Origin of the sequence: Methanosarcina barkeri 3, assembly GCF_000970305.1 — an archaeon.
In the GTDB taxonomy this organism is placed as follows: Archaea; Halobacteriota; Methanosarcinia; order Methanosarcinales; family Methanosarcinaceae; genus Methanosarcina; species Methanosarcina barkeri_A.
The window spans coordinates 2,345,047-2,369,613 of the sequence record NZ_CP009517.1 but is presented as its reverse complement, the minus strand read 5'-3'; the positions used below and the strand labels follow the sequence as shown (position 1 = coordinate 2,369,613).

Below are 24,567 nucleotides of genomic sequence, written 5' to 3'. Positions count from 1 at the left end.
TCTTTTATCTTGTTTTATCTTTTTCTTTGGATTTCACTAAAAATTAATATCAATAGACACATTTAGATGGGCTGAATAGTTACATCTTTTTTATTTTATATAAAATATACACGAAACTTTGAATAATAGGAATAAGAAAAGAAAGTACTTGAAAGCACTTTAATGCCAAGGTAATAAAAAAAGTTTTAGTTTGAGACTCCATACTCTCCGGCATCTTACTTAATCCACATACTTATTCAAAACATTATACTATTACGGCAGTGTACCGAACTTTCCGTAAATCTAAAGTCTACTTTTTGTATGTTGACTCTACTTTAGTTCCTTTGTTGGGCTCTTCAACTGCCACTTATTAATACTTGTTACTTTACGGAAAATTTGGCACACTACCGGCAAATCGGTCTCAATTAAAACGTCTCAATTAAAATGTCTCAGTTAAGTCTCAGTTAAAATGTCTCAGTTAAAATGTCTCAGTTAAAATGTCTCGATAAAATCTTTTCTTACACGACAGGTTCTCCAGTCTCTATCCTGTTCATATAACTCCTTTTGAACTCAATGTATTGCTTAGCAAGCTCCTCTGCCTTCTCCTGGCTTAAGAAGTTTACGGCTTTTTCAAAGACCTTACTTTCCTCTTCTTCAATGTGATGGTCTATGCTTTGTTTCAGTTGACTGAGTTTAGAAGCCCATTCTTCATCTCTCTCTTCCATACCTTCCATTTCAAAGATCAGAGTTTTTGCATCGTTATGTTCTTTGTAAGCCTCACTGATAAGTTCACGCAATTCTTCCACTTCTTCAAGTACCGGATAGAAGAACTTCTCTTCTCCCATCATATGAGGATCAGCTTTAAGCTTTATTTTAAAAAAACTTACCTTTGAGCCATCCTGCAATGCTTGTCGGAGAAGGTCAGATATCTGATCATGCTCTTCTTTAAGGACATCATAAATGGTTCCCATAATTTCCCCCTAACTTAAGATACAAAAAGGTGTATTTGAGAGAGCATATAAATAAGTAATCGGTACATGTAATTTATAATTATAGTTAAGAATCCGAAAATAAAGGAAAATATCTGATTTTTAATTAACCGTCTTCCAGGAGTTTCTGAAACCATACAATATCAAAAAATTTTCCGAACTTCGTTCCTGCAACTTTAAACCTGCCGCATTCTGTAAACCCATGTTTAAGATGAAAATTCAGACTGGCCTGATTTTTCGAGGAAACGCTTGCAAGTAGGCTTTTCATATTCTTCTTTTTAGCTTCCTGGCACAGGACATCCAGCAACTTTATTCCCAGGCCTTTTCTTGTGTACTCTGGGAGGATAAAGTATGAGACTACTCCAGTATGCTGGAAGTTCGGGAAGGGAAGATAAGGCCTCAGGGCTCCGATGCCGATCACTCTATTATCTTCTTCCATTACGTAAAAGGGGTAACGCTCACTTTTATTCGGTTCACTCTCAGCATGGGAAGTCTGGAAAAACTCAGGTCCAACAGGGATTTCGAGGTAGGCTGCAAAGCTATTATCTATATAGTAATTAAAGATTTCAAGCATTTCCTGAGTATCTTGCGGTGTCGCTTCCCTTATTACAAGGTTTTTAAGCTTATCTCTTTCCTGCATACGCTATAATCGGAATGTAAATATTTAAGCTCTTTTAGTCAGTTGCAGTACGAGTTCTTTCAAATCCTCTTTTATCTGTACTTCTTATTTGTCATGATTTATATTTATAATTTATTATCAGTACGATTATATTTATATACTTATGCTATTGTATTATTCTCTGTTAAGTAAATCCAATCCACCCTACATTTCAGGCGGACTTTGATATTTTAAAAGGGGTCTAGAAGTCCAAAATTCGTGAGTTATCATACAATGGTATGATTCCTTCAGGAATTTCGTCCTGAAAACAAAAAGCACAAGAGAACATATTTCTCAATGCACTTTCACAGAAGTGAAAAATAGATGTTTGTTAAACGAAACAAAATTGTAGAACAGATCAGTGAAATACCGATTACACTTGGAGATATCTCTGAGAACATATTTGGGGGTATAATCACACAAAACGGTCTACTTCACAGGCTTTCCCTTCCTGAAGAGGGCGGTTCCGACTCGTATTATCTTTGCGAAGGCCTATGTAGGCCTGTATTTATAGAACCCGAGATTATTTATCCGTATGTATCAGGGGCTTTTTCCGAAAAATTTGCATTTCGTCCTTCACCTTATTGTTTCATGCTGCCTTATGAATTGTCCGCTGCGGAAGGAAAGAAAGAATATAATGTAATTCCGCCCGAAGAACTCAAGACAAGATTCCCTATGGCTTACGGGAGAATTTTGGAATTCAAAAGAAAGTTCCGCCACGATACTTCTCCCCTTAAATCTGCAGACTATAGTATAAAAGGTGAAAAATTTCTGGAGTACTTTAATACTCCTAAAATTATTGCTACTGAAGGCTATCATCTGCAGGCTGCATATGATGCTGTAGGAAATCATGTATTTGAGAATGGATGCGGCATTGTTCTCAAGGACCCAGGCAGGTATGCCTATGTTACTGCAGTGCTTAACAGTTCGATTGCCAGACTCTTTCCTTCAGTCTGTAAGTCTAAAATGGCATACTCGAGCTACACAACTCCTGCAGTAATAAAACGTTTCCCAATCGTGTATCCTGATAACAGGCTAACCGAAGATCTCATAGATACTATCTCCAGTTACCTTGCGTTCCTTAATAAGGAAAAGTATGCAAGGGACTACGGAGTCCCAGACTGGCTTCGGGAACTTACTATATTCTACGAGCAGATTTCGAACCTTTTGGTTCTGGACACTTACTTCATAAATGACCTTGATCCAGGGCTTCTGAATGCTCTTGAAGAGAATATTCACCCATATGCAGGAGACATGAATTCTGAAGACAGCGATAGTATTCTGAGCGCACTGTATTATATAAAGCATCAGATTCTTGAGGCTTCAAGTTCTAAGAAATACAAACTTAATCTTGGATTTCCCGAAATTCTCAATTTCTCTCTGAGCAATGAAAAATTCTGAAAATCCCTTTTTAACTTTTATCTTAGAGAATAGCGGATTTATTTTTCTCTGATTTCCAAACTTTTAAATTTTTTATTATTTTAGATTAGACTTTTACTTTCTTCTAACTTTCAAATTTTCAAACTTTTGAATTTTTTAGTATTTTAGATTTAAACTTTCATTTTCTTTGGATTTTTAAACTTTTCATTTTCCATTATTTTGCATTCAGATTTTTGTCAACAAGTGTATATATTTTGACCCTCCTGGATCGGAAAATCAAAACTCTCTCAGGGCAAAGAAGTTAGTTTTCCAGTAGAATGGCTGAGACAGTGAAAGAATGGCTGAGACAGTGAAAGAATGGCTGAGACAGTGAAAGATACCTTTACTTTTATGAGTAAGTTCTAGCTCCATGCTGCGGAGTCCTGGAGACTAATCAAGCAAGTTATTCCCTCCTTAATGCTCAAAAATTATTGAAGTTGTTTGCCCTGAGAGAATTTTAACTTTGAGTGAACCTAAATTAAGATTTTCTATAACTATCATAATTGCATTCCGGATTTTCAGGATTTCTCTGATTCAGGCAGCTGCTCTCTTTCCAATTTTCTGATTTTTTTGCTTTATAACTTTTTTCTTATGTTCGGATTCGTTCTTTCATTTTCTTCCAAAAACGATAGCTCTAATAGGAGTAGTCTGGTTAACTTTCTTACTTAATACATAAATTTATATATTTGGGCTTTGTGTAATTATATAAACATTTTATGTTTTTTAACTTCTTTCACCTAACTCTCCTATTTGCCTTACATCGATTCATAAAGGAAGGTAGTCTTATCAGCCTGGAAATCCCCGCTGCTGCGTTTCCCTATATGGGAGCACTAATCTTTTCAGGAGTTATATCGACTTTACTTGCAGTCAAAGCTTACAAAGCTTTCAAGTACCGCAGGATGTATTTCTCAAAATATTTCATACTTATCATGTTAAGTATGTCTCTCTGGTCTGTGAATTATGCCTTTGAGGTAGGGTTCAAGGACATTGAGCTCAAATATCTCTTTGCCCGTCTGGAATATATTGGGATGGCTTTTGCTCCGGTAACATGGTTTTTATTTGCATCGGAATACTCAGGGGTATGTAAAGAATTCGTAAGAAAGTACCAAAAAACATTTTTCGTAATGCCTTTGATCATAATTCTTCTGATGCTTACAAATAGCTTTCACAGAATGTATTTTTCAGACTATTACCTTGACTTCTCAAGGGGATTTCCTCTTCTTGTGCTTAAACATGGACCTTTTTTCTGGCTATTTTGTATTTATTCGTATATTTTAATTCTTTTCGGAATTTTCTTCTTTTTTAACCAATTTATCCATTTAACTGCACCCTACAGGGCTCAGGCAGCAATTGCTCTAACCGCAGCCTGTATTCCAGTCCTTGGGAATATTATGCATATTGCACATGTAGGTCCTTTTTCATTCCTTGACCCGACTCCTTTTGCATTTACAATTACAGGTTTGATTCTCTTCTGGGGTGTTATGCAGCACAAGTTTCTCAACATCATTCCGATTGCGAGAGAAAACGTAATCGAGTCTATGAGTGACGGATATATTGTAGTAGACCTTGCAGATTGCATAGTAGATATCAATAAAGCTGCTCTTGAACTGACAGGGAAAACAAAAGAGGAGATTCTCGGAAAAAAGTTAAATGAACTTTTCGGGAATGAAGTAAAAATGTCTCTGGGTGAAGACCATGAGGGTAATTTCAAAAGAGAAGTTTTCTTGAAGAGCGGGCTTGAAACAAAACTTTTTACTCTCAGTGTTAGCCCTCTTCTAACAAAAGATGACGATGAGGGCAGGCTACTAATAATGCATGACACTACTGAAACTTATAGATATCAAGAGGCCCTGAAACAGGCTAACAAGAAGATAAATCTCATGAGCAATATTACCAGACATGATATTCTCAACCAGGTGAATGTACTCTCAGGGTACACCGAATTAATTTCCGTAACTCTTCCGGAAAATGTAAAGAATGACCCTCGAATAGTGAAGTATCTGAGAAATCTCAATAAAAGTATTGAGACAATCCACAGCCAGATTGTTTTCACTAAAGACTACCAGGATCTTGGAGTAATTTCTCCGATCTGGCAATCCGTAAGTAATACAGCAAGAGAAGCAGCTTTTCCTTTTTCTGGTCAGAGCTTGAAGTTTTCTATAGAGGAAAGCAGAATGGAGATCTATGCAGATCCACTGCTTAAAAAATCCTTTTACAATCTGTTTGACAATGCAAGGGCACATGGTGAACATGTGACTGAAATTAGTGTTAACTCACACAGAGTTGAAGACAATCTTATAATTGAGGTAAAAGATAATGGTATAGGAGTTTCTCCTGAAATGAAAGATCTGATCTTCGAAAAATCCATCGGGAAAAATACAGGGCTTGGGCTTTTCCTTGTTAAAGATATTCTTTCCATTACAGGCATGGAGATAAAAGAAACCGGAACTGAAGGAACAGGGGCGAGGTTTGAAATTACAGTACCTTCTGGTAACTGGCGTGAAACTAGTTCTCTGTGAACTGGTTGATATTTAAGTATCTCAATTAAGTCTAAACCCAGGTTTTTCGCATTATATCAGTATTAATCAGATTTTCACATAATATTCAATATCATCAAACTTTTTCGCCATATTCAGTATCACAAAACTTTTCACATCATATCCAAAATCGCTATTTCACATAATTTTCAACATCATACTCGTTATTTCTTCTGCTTTCGTCACTGGAACCAGTCTTTACTTCCTGCCAATTTTTAATTCATATCAATTATTTTAATTAATCTTGTGAGTTTTTTCATTCATATATTTTTATATCTTTGTTTCAATATATTGTCTCTCTGAAAAGATTCTCTAAAAAGCATTTTTAGTCGACAATTACATTCTGGTGACAAAAATGAGTAAATTTACCCTGAAAGAGAGGTTTGAAAAGGCACTCAAAGGAGAAGCTTTAGACACTGTTCCTGTCTGCTCCGTAACTCAGACCGGCACTATAGAACTAATGGAAATGACTGGAGCATACTGGCCCCAGGCAAATTTCAATGCCGATAAGATGGCTGCGCTCGCACTTGCCGGATATGAGATTGCAGGATTTGAAAATGTGCGCTGTCCTTTTGACATCACCGTACTTGCCGAGACTTTTGGCTGCACAATAGATGAAGGAAGTATAGATATGCAGCCTTATATAACGGATTTTCCATGCAAAAACGAGGAAGATGTGAAGAACATAGCAGTTCCTGATTCGCTTCTTGAGAGCAAGCGGACCTCGGTAGTCCTGGAAGCAGTCGAAATTCTGGATGAGAAAGTGGGAGAGACGGTGCCTGTTATTGCAGGAGTTGTGGGCCCTGCTGGACTTGCCTCCATGCTTGCCGGAATAAAAAATTATCTTACATGGTTTGTGAAGAGTCCTGAAGTTGTTGAGGAACTAATGGAAGTTCTTACCGATTCCTGCATAGAATATGCCAATGGCCTGCTTGAAAGAGGCGCACATGCCATAACCCTTATAGATTCCGAAGCCGGACCTGACATTATTTCCCCTCAGATGTTCGAAGAATCGGTCTTTCCCCTTTACAGGAAATTTTGCAGGAAAGTAAAAGGCTTGAAAGTCCTTCACATGTGTGGCGATGCTACCACTGTTCTTGATCCTCTGGGAGATGCAGGATTTAATGGAATAAGCATTGAAGAAAAAGTAAGTGTAAGTTTTGCAAAAGCTATTACAGGCAATCGGGTACGGCTTATAGGAAATGTTTCTCCGTCCGATACTCTGCTCTCAAAAGAGCCTGAGGCAGTTCTCATTGAAGCTACTGCCTGCCTTGAAGATGGAATTGATATCCTTGCTCCAGGCTGCGGGCTTGCTCCGCACACTCCACTTGAGAATATAAAAGCACTTGTCCAGGCAAGAGATGAATTTCTTACAGTGAATCTTCGTTGAGAACAATATGGTAGATCTTTTTAAAAGAACCTATTCCATCTCTTTTTTATATTTTCTAAAGCCTATAAGGTTATGAATATTGCAGAAACCAGTCTAAAGGCATAGTCTGCAATTACTGACAGATATGGCTTATTACTACCATATATGGCTTTTTGCTTTTCAGAGTATTTGCGGCTGATCTGCTGTAGTTTCATATATTTATGGATAAGTTATCAATAAGCTGAAAATTCTCAACTTCCACTTAGAAAGTGAGCAACAATTGGCTGATCTTAAACAAAAACTCCTGCGACCGAGCAAAACTATGACAGAAAATAATTCAAAAGCAGTTCGGGACTTTATACCTGAAGTTCTCAAACTTTCAGGCAAGGAATGCATAGTCCGTGAGCTTTCAGATTCCAGTTTTCTTCCCGAGCTTGAAAAGAAGCTCGAGGAGGAACTAAAGGAATATTTTGAAAGTAAAGAGATTGAGGAGCTTGCAGACCTGCTTGAGGTAATTTACAGAATAGCAGAACTGAGAGGTTCTTCAAAAGCAGAACTTGAGACAATAAGGCAGCGGAAAAAACAGGAAAAGGGCGGATTTGAGAAAAATCTTCTCTTACTTAATCTGCTCGAAAAAAGCTCTTATCCTGGGTTACGCTCTGCTGGCTCTACAGAATCCAGGCGTGTGGTTTTCAAGCCTGAGGATGCGGTAGTAATTGAGAAAAAGGGAGTGAAGATGAGAATCTACACTACTAAAGCCGAATCCGAAAATGCCGGTGTACTCTATCAGGAAACACATAAAGGACACACAGAGGAATTTCTGCACGAAAAAAGCGATTTCATATATTATATCCTGGAAGGTGATGGCGTCTGGATAGTTGAGGACAGAGAGTTTGAGGCCAGAGCTGGTGACGTAGTTGTCGTGCCTGCAGGAAAAAGATTCTGGTTCCGTGGAAATCTCAAGCAGGTCTGCATAACTGCTCCGGCCTGGGAAGAACAGTATGAGTGCCACATAAGAGATCTTGAATTTTAAGGGTGCAAATTCTGCTCTACGTGACAATTACATCAAGATAAGCCGCAAGAAGAGTCGATGCCATAGAAAATGTATTAAAAATTGACTTCTCCGTGGTTTTAACTTGTTTCAATTCGGCCTCAGGTTCTTTTGTTTCCAGGGCATTTAATCAGAATGTAAATTTAACTGATGAAGTTAAAGCTTTTCGAATGCCACCTTATTTTTTGTTTGATCTATTATCTTTTTAATAAATTCATCTTCAAGCTCCTCTATTACAAGGAGAACAAACTCTACATTATCTAAATACGTTTCTTCCTGGATTACTGCATATTTTTCTATAAGATTTCTTACTTTCTGACTTTCTGCATATCCAAGACTTATCTTTAATCTGACCTGCTCGAAGACTTCGACAACTTCCGCCTCTTCAATAGCCAAGAGTGCCGTATCCCGGTATGCTCTTGAGAGCCCTCCAAAACCCAGTTTTATTCCCCCGAAGTACCGGGTCACGGCCACAGCCGCATTCAGGATTTCTTTTGATTCGAGTATTTTAAAAACAGGTTTTCCTGAGCTGCCCGCAGGCTCTCCGTCGTCATCATATTTGAGAGCAAAAGAGCTTTTTTCTTTTATAAAATAAGCCGAAACGTTGTGGTTTGCATCATGGTGTAATTCCTTTATACTTTTTATGAAAGCTTTTGCATCAGCTTCACTTTCCACAGGTCTGGCATAGCCTATGAACAGAGAGTTTTTGAATTCCTTTTGAGCCTTACCACAGCATTTAAGAGTTTTGTAACTTTTCAGTGTTTTATCCTCAGATTACTTTTAGATCTTGACCAAACCGGGAGTTAACAGGTTTGCGCTTCCTTAACGGAGGGATATTATAATCCATTTATATACTTTTCTCTCCCCAAACAGTTATTCTTTTCCAATACTTTACACATATATTCGCTTTATAAAATTTATTTCATATAGACTGATAAAATATATGCTATTAGTTTTTTAATTTTTCAAGTATTACAAAAAAATATTCTTATCTGGGTATATATCCAAAACAAATACACTATTTTGCGGTACTATTCTTTTATCAAATCGAAAAGTTTTAATGTTATTGGCTGGTCATGCATAAATATCTCATATGAAAATCCCATAATTTTATATGAGCTGGGTGTAAAAAAGGAAGAGAACTTTAGAGGTATTATTAATGAAAAAAATGTTAAAGATTATGGCAATGCTCCTTGTCATTAGTGCTGTTGTCTTTGCAGCCGGCTGTGCTGATAAGAAGGCTGACACAACAGCAGAAAATGGATCTCAAGAAGAAGTGACTAACGAAGCTCCAGTAGCAGACCAAAATGTAACCGAGTCCGAAGATGTAGCTGCAGAGACTCCAGCTGCAGATGACAACATTACAGACGCGGCTGCAGACAATTTAACAGTTGAAGACAATGACTCTGCAGCTGACAACTTAACTGTTGAAGACAACGACTCCGTAGACGAAAATGTCACGGTTGAAGACAACTCCTCTGCAGATGTTACAGACGACGCTTCTAATGTTACAGACGATGCTTCTGCAGATGAAAACACTACACAAACCGTTTAAATTTTAAGTAGCGTAAAAAGGAATTATCCAAGTAGCCTTTCTAATAGGCTACAATTTTAATTTTTTAAAACGACTTGATATAAATCGGCTCTAATTTTATATCTCTTTACATTAAAACATCTTACGTAAGTTTTTGGATATGGTCATAACTAATTTTTGCTTGCTGTCGTCAGAGAAAACATTATTATATATTTAATGATTTTGTCTTGTTTTAATAATCATGTCTTATAAAAATATCTTCCAGTTCGCTGAAGTTAATATGAAGGATCTTTATTTCTTTTTTACATAATATATGGAAGCTTCAAAGACTGTCTTGAAACTTGTAATATCGAACTGTAATATCAAACTGTAATATCGAACTGTAATATCGAACTGTAATATCGAGTAAGGTTCTAGACACACTTTAAATTGATTAATATTCTGATATGTTATTTCTTTGCTCGGACTAAAAAGTGAAACTTTGAAAAACCTAAGTCTGAAATGAAAAAATAACTACATTTATAAATACATTTTAAAAATAGTAATTTTCTAACTGTAATTTTACTCTTGTTTTCACAATTTTTATGTAATAGTTTCTTTAATTACCGCTATTATTATTGAGGCCAAAAAATGATAGAAACCCTGAAAGCTTATCTTGACCTTACACGTGCTCATTTTCTTCCTGCCTGGCCCCTGGTTTCCTGCTCTGGGTTATTGCTTGCTTTTGCAAACTATGGCGGCTTTTCCTGGGCTTTGACTATTAAGGTGGCTCTTATGGGCCTGCTTGGCTTTGAAGCCGGTTTTATACTTAACGATTATGTGGACAGGAACAGAGATAGACTCGATGTAGAGAACACGCTTACAAGGTACTGGAGACCTTTTAAAGAGAGACCTATCCCTTCAGGAAAAGTTTCTTCAAAAATCGCCTTCTCATTATTTATCCTGCTTGTAGCGATTGTTTCAGTCTTGATTCTTACACTTCCCTATCCAAACTCTTTATACGTGTTCGCAATTATGATATACTCTTACGGCATTGAAGCTTTTTACCAGGTAAAAAAGAGAAATCAGGGTTACCCGACTGCCCAGCTTCTTGGCAGGACGGATTTTACGCTTTTTCCGGTGGCAGGCTATCTCTGCTACGGGCAGCCAGACATGACTATTCTACTCTACATGGTTTTTTTCTATCCCTGGACAATGGCGCATCTTGGATTGAATGACTTTATAGACCTGAAAAATGATCAGGCAAGAGACCTGAAGTCAATAGCCGTACTCTATGGTGAAAAAGGGACAATGTACTGGATTACAGGTTTTACGGCCCTGCATGTTCTTGCCGCTATTTTCTTTCTTCCGGAACTTGGAGAGATTGCTCTTTACGGTTTTCTTGCAGGCTTTGTACTCCTTGCAGGGGCAAACCTTTACCTATGGAGAGAGAAAAGTCCTGGCGCCGGAATGAAGATACTGCCTGTTTATCATGGGGTTCTGATAATCTATGCAGTTTCGATTATTTTTGACTTCATACACTGAGCCTCTATACACCGAGTAGGAAAGATAGCATTACTGAGAAAGTTTTCCGGAGTTTTCTTTTTTCGTTCAGTCTGCCTTCTCAATATTTTCTTAAATTTACTTTTTCACTCACTTTACTAGTCAATTTCTGTTAGTTTCCTGTTTCTGTTAGTTTCCTGTTTCTGTTAGTTTCCTGTTTCTGTTAGTTTCCTGTTTCTGTTAGTTTCCTGTTTCCATTTACAAAAAGTATAAACATATAGTTTACTTTTATACTAATGGGGGAGAGGAGTACGAAAGAAACCGTAAAAGCCTTGATAGATCTGACAAGAGCCCATTTTTTTCCGATCTGGATTTTGCTTTTCTCTTCAGGCCTTGCACTTGCTTTTGAGAATTACGGAGATTTTTCCTGGGCAGTGACATTCAAAGCCGTCTTAATCGGATCTTTCGGATTTGGAGGCGGGCTAGTGCTCAACGATTTAGTTGACCGGAAAAAGGATACTCTTGATGTTGAGGGTTCCCTTACAGCTTACTGGAGGCCTTTCAAAAGCCGTCCGCTTCCATCTGGAAGGCTTTCCCCTAATTTTGCTCTGATAATTTTTCTGCTGCTTTCCGGGCTTACTGGACTGGTAATGATTACCTTGCCTTATCCAAACTCTTTTTATGTATTCTTTGCAATGCTTTTGTCATGTATTTTCGAGTATTTTTATCAGATAAAAAGAAAGAGCCAGAATTTCCCGTTTGCTCAGCTTGCAGGCAGGATGGATTTTACTCTTTTTCCAATCGCAGGCTATCTCTGCTATGGGCAGCCTGATATGTCTGTACTGCTCTACCTGCTCTTTTTTTATCCCTGGACACTTGCACACCTTGCAGTCAACGATTTTATTGACATGGAAAACGACAAAGCCAGAGAAATAAAATCAATTCCCGTACTTTATGGCACTGAAGGAACTTTACTCTGGATTTCGGGTTTTACGCTTGTGCATTATTTCACAGCGCTTCTTTTTTTAAGACAGCTGGGTGATATTGCATTTTACGGCTTTATATCAGGGTTTCTGGTTCTGGGATTTGCAAATTATAAGCTCCTCAGAAAAAAAAGTCAGAAGGCTGGCCTGCTCGCACTTTTCCTTTATCATGTTTCACTGGTACTCTACTCGGGCTCGATAATTATTGATTTTTTATTCTGACCCGATCTGACTTTTTCTGCCCCTCTTTCCAGTTCTTTTCAAATTTTCCGTTAATTTTAATTTTTCCTTCTGCAAAGCCTCAGAGTATGGCAGCGCAGGCTTCCGCCTCCTGCAAGCAGGGCATCGGGGTGAAAAGAAATAATCTCTATACCTTCATTTTCAAGGTCTTTCCTGGTTTTGTGATCAAGTGCGGTATCGTAGTGAAAAATAGTTCCGCTTTCGAGAGGAACAAAAGAACAGGCCAGGCGTCTTTGTTCTGAATCCGAAACAGAAATAATTTCCATTCCTTTCTCGTGCATGAAAGCTTTAAAATCGATTTTTTCGATGGAATTTTCAGTAAACAGGCAGGTTTCCTTAAATGCAGGTAAATAAGCAAGGGAAAGATCTTCCCTTATTCTATTGAAGACAGTATCAGGATGCATATATCGCCTGGCTTTCGGAACCCGGACATAAATAACTTCACTGAAGTCTTTCAAAACATTTGAAATAAATTCCTTGATAAATGGGTAAGTGTGCCTTTCCGTATCCGCTACAAAGACTGTTTCTTTTGAAAGCAAGAGACAGCCTTCAAAAAACCCCTGTCCTCCATTGAATTCGCTTAAAATGGGAATTCCCAGATTATTCAGGGCTTCCTTTACAACAAGTTCTTCTTTCTCCCTGGCAGGCGGACGCATTCTTGAGAGAATAGCACCTTTTCTGGAAATAGCTGCGGTATCATGTAAAAAAGTTAGATTTGGCATCTTCGTAATTAAGTCTATGTTCTCGTCCACATAATCCTCAAGTTCATAAATCCTGACATCGCTTGACTCCAGCAATTCTTGGTAACCTCTATGCTCTTTGACATACCCGGAAATTTCAGGGACCTTGTCGTATAGCCAGTATTTGTAGTTCGATTCATTGAGTAGAGAAAGTTCTTCTCCAGGCGTATGCATCATTACACTTTTCAGCCGCCCTAGTTCCTCGCATCCGTAAATGATACCTGACCCTGCTTTTTCGGCCCTTTTCAGTTCATCAATCTCGCAACCCATACCCTGAATCTCCCACTTAATCTATGTCGTTCTCAAACACGTTTTTTTGCAAGGATTATGGCACTTGCCCGGTCTTCACTCAGGAAACCCTTGAGGACCTCAAATCCGCAAATGTCCAGAAAATCTATAACCTGGTCATATGTATACTTATAAGTGAAACCCATACGGATGACATCTCCTTCCCTGAAGCCTATGGTTTCTTCTCCAATTGCGAGTTCAGTATCCTTCAGGATATACAGATTCTTCCTGGTTCTGTATACTCCCCCTACCCTTGAGTCTACATGAGCAAGCAAGAGTTCAAAATCGAAATCCTCAGGGTCCATTCCGTACTGAAGCAGGGGATACATATTGAAGAGGATATTCTCTCTTGAAGTATAGGTACCCATTACGGATCTCTTTACAGATTGTGCCTCCGGACCTTCAGTAGGCAGCAGGCTGGCATCGAAGAAAAAAAGATCTCCCTGCTCGAGATTTTCATGGACTAGCTGAAGAATGAACTCTGGTTCGTAATTGCAAAAGGTATTTCCCAGAATACAGAAAAGAATCGGGCGACGCCAATTTATTTTAAGAGCTGCCATATCCTCTATGAAACCAACTATTCCTTTCTTTTCTACAGGCAGGTTATCGACCTTTTCAAGGGCGATATCTACAAACTCACTGTTTATATCGATAGGGTAATAGCGTATCGACACTTTTCCTGAGGACGCATTTTCAGCTAGATTTTTCTTTACTAATGCTTCGAGAAAAATTCTTTCTTTCTCTCCATTTCCAACTCCCACACTTACGAGACTCATGCCTGTTGGAATAAATCTCACGATGGAATCCAGATTTTTTTCCAGAAGGACTTTAAGCTGCCTGGCTACGGGAAACGCCTCAGTCTCATCAAGTTTCAGCCAGTTTTTTGCTCCTCCGGTACCGGTATATAGAAGATAATCAGGCAGTTCGTAGTTTTTCAGGCATTGGCAGAGTCTTTCTTCTATTTCCTCCTTACTTGTAATTACTGTCTTTTCCTTATTTTCCGAAATCCGTCCAAATTCCACTCTTCCTGTACTGTTCAATTTCTCACCTTCTCCATAAATTATTCAACAGCACATCTCTTATTATTTCTTTTAACATATGTTATTGCCTGAGTTCTTCTTTCACCTTTCTTTTACCGTCGTTTTACAATCCATTTATTTGAAACACTGCTGGCACTCCATTCTAAGGGCTTCAAGAGGGTCGATGCCACGTTTTACTCCTACGCTGTAAGCATATCCCCTGCAGCCTATGCACTCTTCTGCATGTTCGCAGTTTTTGCACCTTCCCTCGAGCATTTTATCGATGTTTCGGACATAGGTGAAAAGACTGGAATCATAAATTTCCCGAAGGCTCATCTTATTTATATTATAGGGATATTCCCCTCCAACTTTAAACGCAGGATGCTCGTCCAGCTTTGTAGGCGCACAGGGCCGGACATTTCCTTCTATATTGATATACAGGCTGTAAAAGTGCTGAAGACAGCCACTTGCTGTTATCGGTGTGTAAGGTAGCCAGTCATAACCGTAATATTTCCGGTCGATTTCCAGCAGTTTTAATTTATACTCCTTTATTTCTTCAGCCGTGAGCAGCTTATCCTCAAGTTCATCATTCGCTCTGCCTGTCGGTGTTAGAATTTCCATATTGGGGAAAATATTGTTTTGCCTGCAGAAATGCCAGATCTCCTCTATTTCTTCCAGATTCATTTTGTTACTGACGAAAGAAACTCCCATACGAAGTTCTCCAGGTCCTGCAGGTTTTGAAAAGCCTGTTTTGAGAAGGTTTTGAAGCCCTTTTTTGATATCTTCGGAGGCTCCTGCTCTTCCTGCGAGGTAGTCCTGAACCTCGGAATTAAGGGAATCTAACTTTCCCATTACTGAGGCATTGTGTTTGTACAGGAATCCTGCAAGCTCTTCTGTCATCAAAACTGTATTCGAAAAAATTACCGGGATTATTCCCAGGGAATCAATATAGGCTATTAAATCCCTGAAACTTGGGTAAAGGGTCGGCTCTCCTCCCCCTATTACGACCACAGACCTGGCCCCAAGTTTTTTTGCCTCCTGAATAACACGCTTGAGATTATTAAAATCGGCTATTTTTGCCGAATCCTCACCACTCTGTGCATAGCAATAGCGACAGCGAAGATTGCAGGACTTATTTGTTTCAAGGCGTATGGCTAAAAGCCTGTTTGAGTTTCGTGCCTGACGGGCTTCCTGTGCTCCATACATGTACCCTTTCAGTACCGGAGGCGGTGAAAACAAGCTTATAGTCTCCAGGTTCTTTAATTTTTTCTCCCACATATAAAAATATATATTTGACGTTCCTTATCAAATTACAAGAAACTAAGTGCTTTTTGAGTCTATCTTCTAACTGATAAAAATGTAATGTATAGCCAGTAAACAAAATATTCCATTTACTTTGGTTTCTTTTTTCCATTTACTTTGGTTTCGTTTTTCCACTTACTTTGGTTTCGTTTTATAACTCATTTAACACAATGTGACAAATTCAGTATTATTCTTATTCTTCCTGATTATAAACTGAGTAAGGTTTAATTGTCTTCCTCACATAGTCTCTTTCAATTTTTAGAGGAAAGTGACTGACAATGAACAGAAAGATGACCATTTTTGGAGGATTTGTCTTATTTTTTCTCTGTTTGCTTGTGCTGGGTTCAATGTATCTGGAAAATGAAAACGAAGAAATGTATAATGACAGTCTTATGAGTAATTATGAATACGGTATAATTATAGAAAGCAACAGAACTCTGCAAAATGTAACTTTGTATTTGCCTATTCCGGTTTTTGAGAATGAATCCGAAGTAGGACTGGAAATAGTGAACGGTGATTATTACAATAAGCCTTCAAATTGGAATCTTAGCCTTGAAGATACTGAGCATGGACTAATGTTCAAAATGGAAACTGCCGAAATTAAACCTGTTTATCATTCTCTTCCTGTAGCTGTACCCGAGCCTGAGCATGGATCTGAAAATATTGAAGATGAAGTTGAGGAAGAAGAACAAATAGTGGAGTCCAATGAATACTCAGAAGAAACTCCAGTTTTGACATCGTTTGATTTCGGGACCAATGTAAAGGCTGAACATATGATTAATACCAGATTTCCTGTTGGTAATGAGCCCGTACTCCTACCCAAACATAATCTTCGAGAATCCGAAGAAGAACCTATAGTTCCCCGATCTGAGCATCTCAATCCTGAATATTTTGATTACGAAAGCCTTGTCTATGCACACTATGATACGTCTCATGATGCCGATGTTCAGATTTTTGTCGAGCTCAATAGCCGGAATGAATGGTGGATCTATGGATGGCAATATAATGACTACGTTGATAGAATTTCTATCCGGCTTTCAGGCCCGCAGGAAGGCTGGGTAAAGGCGGAAGGAAAACTTACTACAGGAGACGGAATTTACAGAGAATAATTATAGAGAGCAGGCTCTTATTTTCTATTTTTGGAATGTATTTCCTGGTACAAAATTCTTCTTAAGTTCTCCTTTCTTAAGTTTATTATAGCTCTCACTCCTATCTTATTCCAGGATGTTCGAAGAAATCGAGGTTAAAAAAGCTCTGAACCGAATAAATAAATCCAGTAGAATTAATCTACCATTCCACTGGGATCTTAATGTCTACAGAGGTTGTGAGCATGGCTGCAATTATTGTTATGCAATGTACTCTCACAGCTATCTGGAAGAAAAAGAAGGTTCTGCTTTTTTAGAAGATTCCAAAAAAAATTTTTGTCTTTCTTCTAAGGAAAGGGATTGTGCCTTTTTTAAAAAGATTTATGTAAAGACCAATATCTTAGAAGCTCTTGAAAAGCAGCTTGCAGCACGAAACTGGAAAAAGGAAGTAATTAATATAGGTGGGGTCTGCGATAGTTATCAGCCTGCAGAAGCAGAGTACGGGCTGATGCGTCAGGTTCTGGCATTGATGATTAAACACCGAAATCCGGTCACTATATCTACAAAATCGGACCTTATTCTTAGAGACTTCGATCTTCTAACAGAACTTGCTGAAATAACATATGTTAATGTTGCGGTTACGGTTACAACGGTGGATAAGAGTGTAAGTTCACTGCTGGAACCCCTGGCTTCGTCTCCTGAAAAACGATTTTCAGTCCTGCAGGCTTTTAAAAGTACAGCTGTCATTACCGGAATCCATATGATGCCGATTCTTCCTTTTCTTACCGACAGTCCTCAAAATTTAGAGCAAATTATGTCCCTTGCAGCCGAATGTGAAGTTGACTATGCTTTGCCTGGCATTCTTTACCTCAGGGGTGAAACCAGAAAACATTTCTTCGATTTCCTTGAACTCAACTTTCCTGATCTTACTGACCCATACCACAAATTATATGCAAAAGGGGAGGCTGATAGAGCCTATAAGGCTGAACTTTACGGAATACTCAGCTCTCTTATGAAAAAATACCATTTGTCCGGGGACTACATGAAACCTATGCAGGCACAACTTTCCCGTTCGAAACAGCTCAAGTTAACGGACTTCTCAGAGAATGATTTTTGATTTTTGCATAAATAAAACCGTGTTAATCATACCTTCCTATATTTGTCTTGTTTCCACTAACCTCTAATTCTTTTGAAGAATCTGATGATACGTATCCTATCCCAATACAGGGAGAGTTTTGTTTCAGATGATAATCATGTTTACCATGGTTTACAAATAGAGGGTTTGAATAAATGTCAGTTGTTGAGCTTGCATTTTTATAATTTCCACCTTTATTATTGTACAGACAGTTGTTTTCCAGTACAAAAGAATGCGTTTCAGGTAGATAATTAATCACTGCGTATCCTGTCCCTTCAGGGTCTTTTTTGCGCTTCTGGGTATCAATGATTATGTTATTACGGACAATCGTACTGTAACCTGTACCCTGAGGTGAAAGATCAACTGAACTGTCTCTGTCTTCGGAAGAAGGAGGATACATCTGGATAATGGCTGCATGATAAACTCTATCAAACACATTTTTCTCAATAAGGGTATCATAGAACCCACTGGTTACGATCCCTCCTACCCAGTCAATACTGGGGTTAGTGCCTGTGTTATAGAGGGTATTCTTGTAAATATGGACATTCTGCGCCTCTTCTTTGGGATAAGCCTCTCCATAACCTATCAGCCAGATTCCAGGGCCATAAGTGTGATAGATAGTATTGTTATATACCTCAACATCGTTGACGACACCTGTTGTTTTCTCAATCTGAATTCCAGAACCGCCTGCACTCCAGTGATAAAAGGAATCTATTACGTTATCATGGAATTTTACGTAATTTGAGTTCCAGACTCTAAGACCGCTGTTTGTCCTGCAAGTGATTCTGTTATTCCAGGCCTCCACATTCAGGCAATCGATGGCAAAAAGACCGTCGTGCCCCAGTTTATATACTCTATTATTGTAAAATTTGATATTGGAGCCTCTTTCTACTCTTAACCCGTCTCCATGTCCGTCATGCATATACATACCATGAGCATCTACGTTTTCAGCGTCAAGGAACTTGATCATGTTATAGTATCCTTGCCCTTTCTTTCTATCTTCGTTCTTGTCATGGTTTCCATTTATTTCAAACCCTTTTATAGTGACTCCATAGACTCCAGCACTGTCCATCTGCGTTATCATAGGCTTACTCACTGGCCAGTTTGCATTGTCCTCGAGTTTTACTACAGCCGTATTGTCTCCTTCTAAGGTTGTATTATTTCCGATTAGAATACTATCGGAGATAACGTATGTATTCGGACCTTTCAAATGAACGGTTGAAAACTGCTGATTTTTTGCAACGTATTCAAGAGCTTGGTTTATCTCTACCTGGTCGTCTTTTCCATCGCAGTTAAAATCTCCACTCCCGTCTCCTGCTACATACACAGTATTGTTTGACGTCTTAGGGGGAATGTTGGACTCTATAGTATAGAAGATGAGTACTCCCAGTGCAATCAAGAATATCAGAATTGCAGTGGAAAGCCCTATTTTTTTCCAGTTTTGCCTTAAGTACGTCAGATATTTTTCGTTCATTTTATTCCTTATTTTTAATTATAAATTTTAGTCTTGAAAAACTCTTGAAAGCGAGTTACTGGGTCGAATTTGGAAAATAAACTTGACGAAAGTTACTATTCTTGAAGACAGTTACTGTTAATGAACTTACTTTTCATCTCCTGCACAACTGCAGGAAGTATTAATTTTTCAAGATTTCTTTCCAGTCCCCAATTACATCATGAGTCCACAGTTGTCGGCACCTGCAGCTTCTCTCATTACAAGGGCAAGAATATATGAAGTTTCTTGATTGTAGTTCCTGCTTCCAGGGAACCTTTAAAATGCTTAAGAACGCAAGTCTTTGACCTGGCTTTAATGGAGAGAGCAAAGCAAATGAACTGATAGGTCCTTTTATCTATCACCCTTTTTTCGGAGCAAAGCTGATCAATTTCGTCCAGTTTCTGGGTAAACTCTGGAAAAAATTCTTCAAGCATTCTCATTTCGGTATTTCCTTTTTACATATGGTTTTGGCTTAAGCTGTTAAGACAATATCCTTACTATGATTTTTATATTTAAGGATTAGTTCAAATCAATTTGAACTAATCTAAATTCCACAGAATTATATTCTGTAACTTGATGACACTATGGCAACGTTCCAATTTCTCTGTAAAACTCGGAATATTAATAAGTTTGTGGCTTGAGAATCAAATATTAAAAGAACTGAATGATGCTCAGTATAGAAAAATTTGGCTTTGAATTCATAGAAAATTCAGGACACTACCAGATATAAAATAGAGATTCATTAAAAGCGATAAATGGCAAAATATAAAAATGATTGAATCTAATAAGTTATCAAGAACTAATAGTTAAATCAAAAACAATTAAACCAGTAATGATTAAACTAAAAAACTTAATAAATAATGATTAAACCAAAAACAATTAGACAAGATTCAATTCCATTTCATAACATCTTTTGTCACCACAAATGTTTCTCGTTTCCTTTATTATTCGAAATCCCAGTTTTTCATATAGTTTAATAGCAGAAGTATTATTTACACTTACATACAATAATACCGAAGTTATTTTGTTTAACTTCATTTCCTGAATGCTTTCTTTTAATAACTTTTCACCAAAACCCTTCCTTCTAAAGCTCTTATCCACCGAAATTGAACAAATTACTGATATTTTCTTGAAACCTTTTAAGGAGGGGATTAATCGTATGTAGTATGTCGAGTAACCTACCACTTGATCCTGACTCTTAATTACATAAAAAATTTTCCTGAGCTTTCTTGAATATTTTATAAGTTCGTTCTGTCCTTGATTTTCAAATCCTTCTTCTTGAATTCTAAACACTTCAGGAAGCATAACATCCTCTATGGGCATCACGCTCTCCTTTTCCGTCTGTTTCCAATTCCTTATAAGAAAAGCTCCAATAGCATCTCGTATCAGTCTCTTAAAATATATTAAATACATAATGGGTTTAATGCAAATTTTTGAGAGGCTCATAAGATCACTTACTTGGTGAATTATGCTGTTAATGAAGTTTTCAAAGACAATTCTAACTATTGCTGAAAGATTTTCCTAATTATATCTCATTTTTATCTTTCACTAGATAAAAAGCTGTATCAGCACTACACATAAATAAACAAAGTAGATCACAAGAAAATATCCTGTATAGAACCGTTATTCCATCAATATTCGGCACTATTTAACTCTATAATATAACTATGATTGTTTTCAACCCAGAACGTAATCGAATTATCCTGTTCTATGTCGTAATCAAGGAATTTTCCAGATGTGTTGTCGTAAATCTGAGTATCTCTTCCAGCTTTTACGTTTACGTTTACAAAGGCAATACCACCATTTGTGTGTGCATCGAAAAGAACAGAATTTTCAGTATATTGCAGGTTTTCAAAACTGGCATCATATGTGTTTCGGCTTACTTGATCGTACTCGTGAAAAGACACTATGGACATATTATTTGACTCATAGTTATCTACCCAATTTCGAAACTTTGAGCGACTAATTGAATATTTTACGGCCGGATCCAGATCAAGTTCGTGGGTAAAGACAGGGTGTACTATGCCTGCTATAGATGCTGTTTCCCACCATTCCCAGGTATTATCTTCCAGACTTCCAATATATTTCTCCGTATGAATTCCCGAGTCTCCATTTCTCCAGAGCATCCCTAAGTTTTCATATGCATAACGAGCATGCAGAATATTATCTCTGTTTCTCATGGAGCACCAGCTTGTCGGTTTTCGCCCAATTATTTCGTACACGTATAGATATCCTTCATTCATTATCTTGTAAGCTTGTTCTAGCGGAAAACTATTCAATTCTTTAGAGTAATGTACACCTACATCCCAAGACTCATTAATGACCAGACTGCGTAAGTATTCACGGTCTTCTTCGCTGTATTGTTCAAGGAGTTCTATATCGAACCATATTGTTCCTTTATTTTTCTTGCTATTAAGGTAGCGTATTCCCTGTTCGGTCGTATTTCTAAAATGCGGGCCATCAATTCCGAAAGGCAGCATTCTATTACTTCCAATTGCAGTTATGAGCTTTCTATCTACAATCTGGCTTATACTGTATATATCAACATCGAGATAGGTTCCTTTGCCAAGTACAAAAGAAGTGAGCTTTATGTACCCATTTGAAATATCCACATACGGTAGTCTCTGCCTGTCAGTATTATAAAAAGGTGTTACTATACAGTTGCCATCTTTTGCAAAAATTGTATTCGTTTTGTTTTGCCCATCAAACATAATTGCAAAATTTGACCTTTCTCCCGTGTTCTCAAAGGATATGGATTCGCATCTTATATTCCCGGAAGGATCTTTAAAATAACTTTCTAATATAATATTATTATTTATTTTATGGAGGATCAACTTCGAACCCGGTGTATTAAGCTCAACAAAGCTTTGTGGGTCATCCATCTTTAGATCTATTGAGATTTGGTAAGTGCATTTAACCATTGGTACAAACCTACAAATGTACAGTGATCCAATCTGTCTTGGCTGTTCTGTATAGTGAACTAGTGGGATAGAAGCAGCATCACAGAATCTATAAGTTTCCGAAGATTTAACTAAATCTGCCGTATATCCATTTACTCCGGATTCTAAAACAGTGTCCGCAACCGGAAACAAACTATATGGACATGAACAGGAGTCTCTTCTTACTTTATACTGTAGTGCTTTTGAGGTATTTAAAGAAATTTCTGACTTAAGCATCCCATAAATTACAGAGTATAATTTGTCATAAATCTTATTACCCTGAAGTTTTGCGATAAAAACATTTTTCGGAACACTTTTAGATTTGGAGTAATTTTGTGAAAATAAGGTAAGAATGCCTTGATTGATATTCTCATGAACTTTTGAGGTATCCTTACAGGAGAAAGCTTCAGTTCCTCCAATAAACAAACTACCAAATATAAACGGTATTAGAAAAAATTTTTTTAGGTGACTACGGCTGTTCACTAAACCACCACACCAATTTTGCATTATTTTTAACCAAACTTGATATTCCTTAATTAATGTCCGTCTGAACAGCCTTTTAAGCTCGAAACATTATCGCATGATATTTGTACTCGTAATACATTGAACGTACGCAAATCATTCTAAAACCATGCTTACTTGCAATTTTCTCTACTGTGTAAGGATTGTGGGCAAATCCAAGAATATCTTTTGGACGGTTTCTCAGACTTGAAGATATTGCAGTCCTAAACTCGAAACCTGTTTTACATAAAATTTTGAAACCGTTTGCATCTTGTGAGAATAGACCTATCTTCCATAATGGATATAAGCGGGAGTCCAGAATATCAAAAAGTACAATTTTACCATCTTCATTCAGATACTTTGATGCATCGGAGATAAATTTATCAATTTCCTGAAATGTCAAGTACTGAATTACACCGGCTGCAGTTATTCGATCAAAAGAAGAGTTCAGTTTTTCCCAGAGAGTTTCATGGTCAGCAAGAATTAGATCTATATTTTGGCACTTTTTTTTCTTAATCCTTTTACTAGCTTCTTCTAGCATAGATTCAGAAAAATCCACTCCCACAAGCTGCTCATACTCCGGAGCATAGTAAGTCAGGAGTTCTGCGGCCCCGCATCCAAAATCAAGAAGTCTTTTACCTCCATCAAGGTGAAACAATTTTTCCCTTGCCTCCATAGAAAGAAAATCCTCAGATGAATATCTGTGCCCTCCATGCTTCTTATCTTTAAAAAAATCTTTCCAGATATTTGATCTTGACATGTTTTTCGGACTCCTAAATCTTGCTCTTTTCTATACTTCTTCTCAGGCAATCTGGTAACTTCCAGGTTAACCGTTTTTTAACTATTTATTGAACTGATGCGAGTTGCAAAAGAAATTAATATATTTCGAATTTACACATATGCGCATAAATATATATATTTTTCTAATTTGATTCTGGGATCAATATCATCAAATTGCCAAGAAAATTAAAGTTTTATTTTTACCTGTAAAATTTGAACGTGACCGTTTATCCTCCTGGAACGCATACCTCTTAATACTCATCTAAACACTTTTAGCATAATATATAAATTTTGTTTCATATTTATTCGAAATAAATACCCAAAATTTTCATTGGATCTTAGATTTGAATGTAATATATAGACTAATTATCCATTCTATATCAAATGCTATCTATTTTATTGAGTTAGATAGTATCTATTCCAAAACTGATAAATAGAACATCGTAAATCTTTATGGTAAGTTGCACGTTGAAGTATGTTCCAACCACTATGGACCTAAGTCAACAGTTCATATACTTCGTATCTTATGTGTGTAAATACAATAGATACCAGAAGATTCTTTACTCTCTCATATTTCACTTTCTCGCTTTTCGCTTTGTTAAGTTTTACTTTTATACTTTCAACTTCTTTTTAAATTATTTAATATAACTACTAACCGGATCGATTTCTATGGTCGAGAACATCCCAAGGAAAATAATAGAAGATCTGCAAACGGTATGCCAGTTGCATGATGAAGCTGTCTGTAACCATGACAAATGTAGGGAGTTCAGCGAAAACTTATCCGCACTTTTGATCCGGCTTGAAGATCTCAAGTTCTACCGGATGGCTGATAGACTCATGAGCGTTCTCCTGAACTGCAAGCCAAAAGAGGCTTCTCACTGTGAAAAAGCTAACCTTGTTGGAGCGATGATGAAAGAGATAACAAAAGATGCTAAGAAAGCAGCCGGAAAATGAAATTGAAGATTCCTGATTCCATAGGCTATTTAAATCCTATAGGCTATTTAAATGCATCTCGATCAAGTACTTGATTTACTTGATTTTCCAT

The 24,567-nt window shown here is 37.5% G+C and carries 21 protein-coding genes; 10 read left to right on the top strand and 11 right to left on the bottom strand.

Annotated features, from left to right (window positions below; all coding sequences use genetic code 11):
* Nucleotides 1-497: 497 nt before the first annotated feature.
* Together MSBR3_RS09455 and MSBR3_RS09450 are read right to left on the bottom strand one after the other, a co-directional pair.
* Entirely contained in the window at nt 498-950 is a 453-nt protein-coding gene (locus tag MSBR3_RS09455) for a hemerythrin domain-containing protein (protein WP_048107752.1), read from the bottom strand.
* A gap of 124 nt (nt 951-1,074) precedes the next feature.
* Nucleotides 1,075-1,608 carry a GNAT family N-acetyltransferase gene (locus tag MSBR3_RS09450; protein WP_048107751.1) on the bottom strand — a complete coding sequence of 178 codons (534 nt, stop codon included), beginning with the start codon at nt 1,606-1,608 and terminating at the stop codon, nt 1,075-1,077.
* A 342-nt stretch (nt 1,609-1,950) separates the two neighbouring features.
* On the opposite strand from MSBR3_RS09450, the gene MSBR3_RS09445 reads away from it, so the two are divergent.
* From MSBR3_RS09445 to MSBR3_RS09430, 4 genes are all read left to right on the top strand, one after another.
* The gene (locus MSBR3_RS09445; RefSeq protein ID WP_048107750.1) at nt 1,951-3,027 is read left to right on the top strand and encodes a hypothetical protein; all 1,077 of its coding nucleotides are present in this window, start codon (nt 1,951-1,953) and stop codon (nt 3,025-3,027) included.
* 839 nt (nt 3,028-3,866) lie between these two features.
* Entirely contained in the window at nt 3,867-5,564 is a 1,698-nt protein-coding gene (locus MSBR3_RS09440; RefSeq protein ID WP_048107748.1) for a histidine kinase N-terminal 7TM domain-containing protein, read from the top strand.
* Nucleotides 5,565-5,937: 373 nt separating this feature from the next.
* A complete protein-coding gene (mtaA, locus tag MSBR3_RS09435; protein ID WP_048107747.1) occupies nt 5,938-6,972 on the top strand; it encodes a methylcobamide:CoM methyltransferase MtaA in 1,035 nt (344 codons plus the stop codon).
* A 301-nt stretch (nt 6,973-7,273) separates the two neighbouring features.
* The gene (locus MSBR3_RS09430; protein WP_048110287.1) at nt 7,274-7,984 is read left to right on the top strand and encodes a cupin domain-containing protein; all 711 of its coding nucleotides are present in this window, start codon (nt 7,274-7,276) and stop codon (nt 7,982-7,984) included.
* A 174-nt stretch (nt 7,985-8,158) separates the two neighbouring features.
* Here MSBR3_RS09430 and MSBR3_RS09425 read toward each other — a convergent pair whose 3' ends face one another.
* Nucleotides 8,159-8,701 (bottom strand): IMPACT family protein, encoded by a 543-nt coding sequence (locus MSBR3_RS09425; protein WP_268989147.1) that lies wholly within the window; start codon nt 8,699-8,701, stop codon nt 8,159-8,161.
* Nucleotides 8,702-9,161: 460 nt separating this feature from the next.
* On the opposite strand from MSBR3_RS09425, the gene MSBR3_RS09420 reads away from it, so the two are divergent.
* The 3 genes from MSBR3_RS09420 (at nt 9,162) to MSBR3_RS09410 (ending at nt 12,223) form a co-directional block, all read left to right on the top strand.
* Nucleotides 9,162-9,557 (top strand): hypothetical protein, encoded by a 396-nt coding sequence (locus MSBR3_RS09420; protein WP_052723347.1) that lies wholly within the window; start codon nt 9,162-9,164, stop codon nt 9,555-9,557.
* Between the two features lie 609 nt (nt 9,558-10,166).
* Nucleotides 10,167-11,060: a prenyltransferase gene (locus tag MSBR3_RS09415; RefSeq protein ID WP_048107743.1), complete on the top strand. Its 894-nt coding sequence runs from the start codon at nt 10,167-10,169 to the stop codon at nt 11,058-11,060.
* Between the two features lie 254 nt (nt 11,061-11,314).
* Nucleotides 11,315-12,223: a UbiA family prenyltransferase gene (locus MSBR3_RS09410; protein WP_048107741.1), complete on the top strand. Its 909-nt coding sequence runs from the start codon at nt 11,315-11,317 to the stop codon at nt 12,221-12,223.
* A gap of 56 nt (nt 12,224-12,279) precedes the next feature.
* On the opposite strand, the gene MSBR3_RS09405 is transcribed toward MSBR3_RS09410, so the two are convergent.
* From MSBR3_RS09405 to MSBR3_RS09395, 3 genes are all read right to left on the bottom strand, one after another.
* Nucleotides 12,280-13,251 carry an arginine deiminase family protein gene (locus tag MSBR3_RS09405; protein ID WP_048107739.1) on the bottom strand — a complete coding sequence of 324 codons (972 nt, stop codon included), beginning with the start codon at nt 13,249-13,251 and terminating at the stop codon, nt 12,280-12,282.
* A 32-nt stretch (nt 13,252-13,283) separates the two neighbouring features.
* Nucleotides 13,284-14,309: an L-histidine N(alpha)-methyltransferase gene (locus tag MSBR3_RS09400; RefSeq protein ID WP_048107738.1), complete on the bottom strand. Its 1,026-nt coding sequence runs from the start codon at nt 14,307-14,309 to the stop codon at nt 13,284-13,286.
* Between the two features lie 114 nt (nt 14,310-14,423).
* Nucleotides 14,424-15,527, bottom strand: coding sequence for a radical SAM protein (locus tag MSBR3_RS09395; protein ID WP_230627352.1), 1,104 nt, complete (start codon nt 15,525-15,527; stop codon nt 14,424-14,426).
* Nucleotides 15,528-15,868: 341 nt separating this feature from the next.
* On the opposite strand from MSBR3_RS09395, the gene MSBR3_RS09390 reads away from it, so the two are divergent.
* Nucleotides 15,869-16,699 carry a hypothetical protein gene (locus tag MSBR3_RS09390; RefSeq protein WP_048107736.1) on the top strand — a complete coding sequence of 277 codons (831 nt, stop codon included), beginning with the start codon at nt 15,869-15,871 and terminating at the stop codon, nt 16,697-16,699.
* Between the two features lie 115 nt (nt 16,700-16,814).
* On the top strand, nt 16,815-17,792 hold the full coding sequence (locus tag MSBR3_RS09385) for an SPL family radical SAM protein (RefSeq protein WP_048107734.1): 978 nt from the start codon (nt 16,815-16,817) through the stop codon (nt 17,790-17,792).
* A 22-nt stretch (nt 17,793-17,814) separates the two neighbouring features.
* On the opposite strand, the gene MSBR3_RS09380 is transcribed toward MSBR3_RS09385, so the two are convergent.
* The 5 genes from MSBR3_RS09380 to MSBR3_RS09360 form a co-directional block, all read right to left on the bottom strand.
* Nucleotides 17,815-19,284 (bottom strand): right-handed parallel beta-helix repeat-containing protein, encoded by a 1,470-nt coding sequence (locus tag MSBR3_RS09380; RefSeq protein ID WP_048107732.1) that lies wholly within the window; start codon nt 19,282-19,284, stop codon nt 17,815-17,817.
* A gap of 236 nt (nt 19,285-19,520) precedes the next feature.
* Nucleotides 19,521-19,736, bottom strand: a complete 216-nt coding sequence (locus MSBR3_RS09375) for a carboxymuconolactone decarboxylase family protein (protein WP_230627349.1) — start codon at nt 19,734-19,736, stop codon at nt 19,521-19,523.
* A 445-nt stretch (nt 19,737-20,181) separates the two neighbouring features.
* Nucleotides 20,182-20,625 (bottom strand): GNAT family N-acetyltransferase, encoded by a 444-nt coding sequence (locus tag MSBR3_RS09370; protein WP_329956807.1) that lies wholly within the window; start codon nt 20,623-20,625, stop codon nt 20,182-20,184.
* 308 nt (nt 20,626-20,933) lie between these two features.
* Nucleotides 20,934-22,667 carry a hypothetical protein gene (locus MSBR3_RS09365; RefSeq protein WP_230627346.1) on the bottom strand — a complete coding sequence of 578 codons (1,734 nt, stop codon included), beginning with the start codon at nt 22,665-22,667 and terminating at the stop codon, nt 20,934-20,936.
* A 133-nt stretch (nt 22,668-22,800) separates the two neighbouring features.
* The gene (locus MSBR3_RS09360; RefSeq protein WP_048107728.1) at nt 22,801-23,502 is read right to left on the bottom strand and encodes a class I SAM-dependent methyltransferase; all 702 of its coding nucleotides are present in this window, start codon (nt 23,500-23,502) and stop codon (nt 22,801-22,803) included.
* 689 nt (nt 23,503-24,191) lie between these two features.
* Here MSBR3_RS09360 and MSBR3_RS09355 point away from each other — a divergent pair.
* Nucleotides 24,192-24,476 carry a hypothetical protein gene (locus tag MSBR3_RS09355; RefSeq protein ID WP_048107726.1) on the top strand — a complete coding sequence of 95 codons (285 nt, stop codon included), beginning with the start codon at nt 24,192-24,194 and terminating at the stop codon, nt 24,474-24,476.
* Nucleotides 24,477-24,567: the final 91 nt, after the last annotated feature.

Coding starts and splice junctions, on each gene's coding strand:
- MSBR3_RS09455 (WP_048107752.1), bottom strand. CDS start 950: ATGGGAACCATTTATGATGTCCTTAAAGAAGAGCATGATCAGATATCT.
- MSBR3_RS09450 (WP_048107751.1), bottom strand. CDS start 1,608: ATGCAGGAAAGAGATAAGCTTAAAAACCTTGTAATAAGGGAAGCGACA.
- MSBR3_RS09445 (WP_048107750.1), top strand. CDS start 1,951: ATGTTTGTTAAACGAAACAAAATTGTAGAACAGATCAGTGAAATACCG.
- MSBR3_RS09440 (WP_048107748.1), top strand. CDS start 3,867: ATGGGAGCACTAATCTTTTCAGGAGTTATATCGACTTTACTTGCAGTC.
- mtaA (WP_048107747.1), top strand. CDS start 5,938: ATGAGTAAATTTACCCTGAAAGAGAGGTTTGAAAAGGCACTCAAAGGA.
- MSBR3_RS09430 (WP_048110287.1), top strand. CDS start 7,274: ATGACAGAAAATAATTCAAAAGCAGTTCGGGACTTTATACCTGAAGTT.
- MSBR3_RS09420 (WP_052723347.1), top strand. CDS start 9,162: ATGAAAAAAATGTTAAAGATTATGGCAATGCTCCTTGTCATTAGTGCT.
- MSBR3_RS09415 (WP_048107743.1), top strand. CDS start 10,167: ATGATAGAAACCCTGAAAGCTTATCTTGACCTTACACGTGCTCATTTT.
- MSBR3_RS09410 (WP_048107741.1), top strand. CDS start 11,315: ATGGGGGAGAGGAGTACGAAAGAAACCGTAAAAGCCTTGATAGATCTG.
- MSBR3_RS09405 (WP_048107739.1), bottom strand. CDS start 13,251: ATGGGTTGCGAGATTGATGAACTGAAAAGGGCCGAAAAAGCAGGGTCA.
- MSBR3_RS09390 (WP_048107736.1), top strand. CDS start 15,869: ATGAACAGAAAGATGACCATTTTTGGAGGATTTGTCTTATTTTTTCTC.
- MSBR3_RS09385 (WP_048107734.1), top strand. CDS start 16,815: ATGTTCGAAGAAATCGAGGTTAAAAAAGCTCTGAACCGAATAAATAAA.
- MSBR3_RS09380 (WP_048107732.1), bottom strand. CDS start 19,284: ATGAACGAAAAATATCTGACGTACTTAAGGCAAAACTGGAAAAAAATA.
- MSBR3_RS09375 (WP_230627349.1), bottom strand. CDS start 19,736: ATGCTTGAAGAATTTTTTCCAGAGTTTACCCAGAAACTGGACGAAATT.
- MSBR3_RS09370 (WP_329956807.1), bottom strand. CDS start 20,625: ATGCCCATAGAGGATGTTATGCTTCCTGAAGTGTTTAGAATTCAAGAA.
- MSBR3_RS09360 (WP_048107728.1), bottom strand. CDS start 23,502: ATGTCAAGATCAAATATCTGGAAAGATTTTTTTAAAGATAAGAAGCAT.
- MSBR3_RS09355 (WP_048107726.1), top strand. CDS start 24,192: ATGGTCGAGAACATCCCAAGGAAAATAATAGAAGATCTGCAAACGGTA.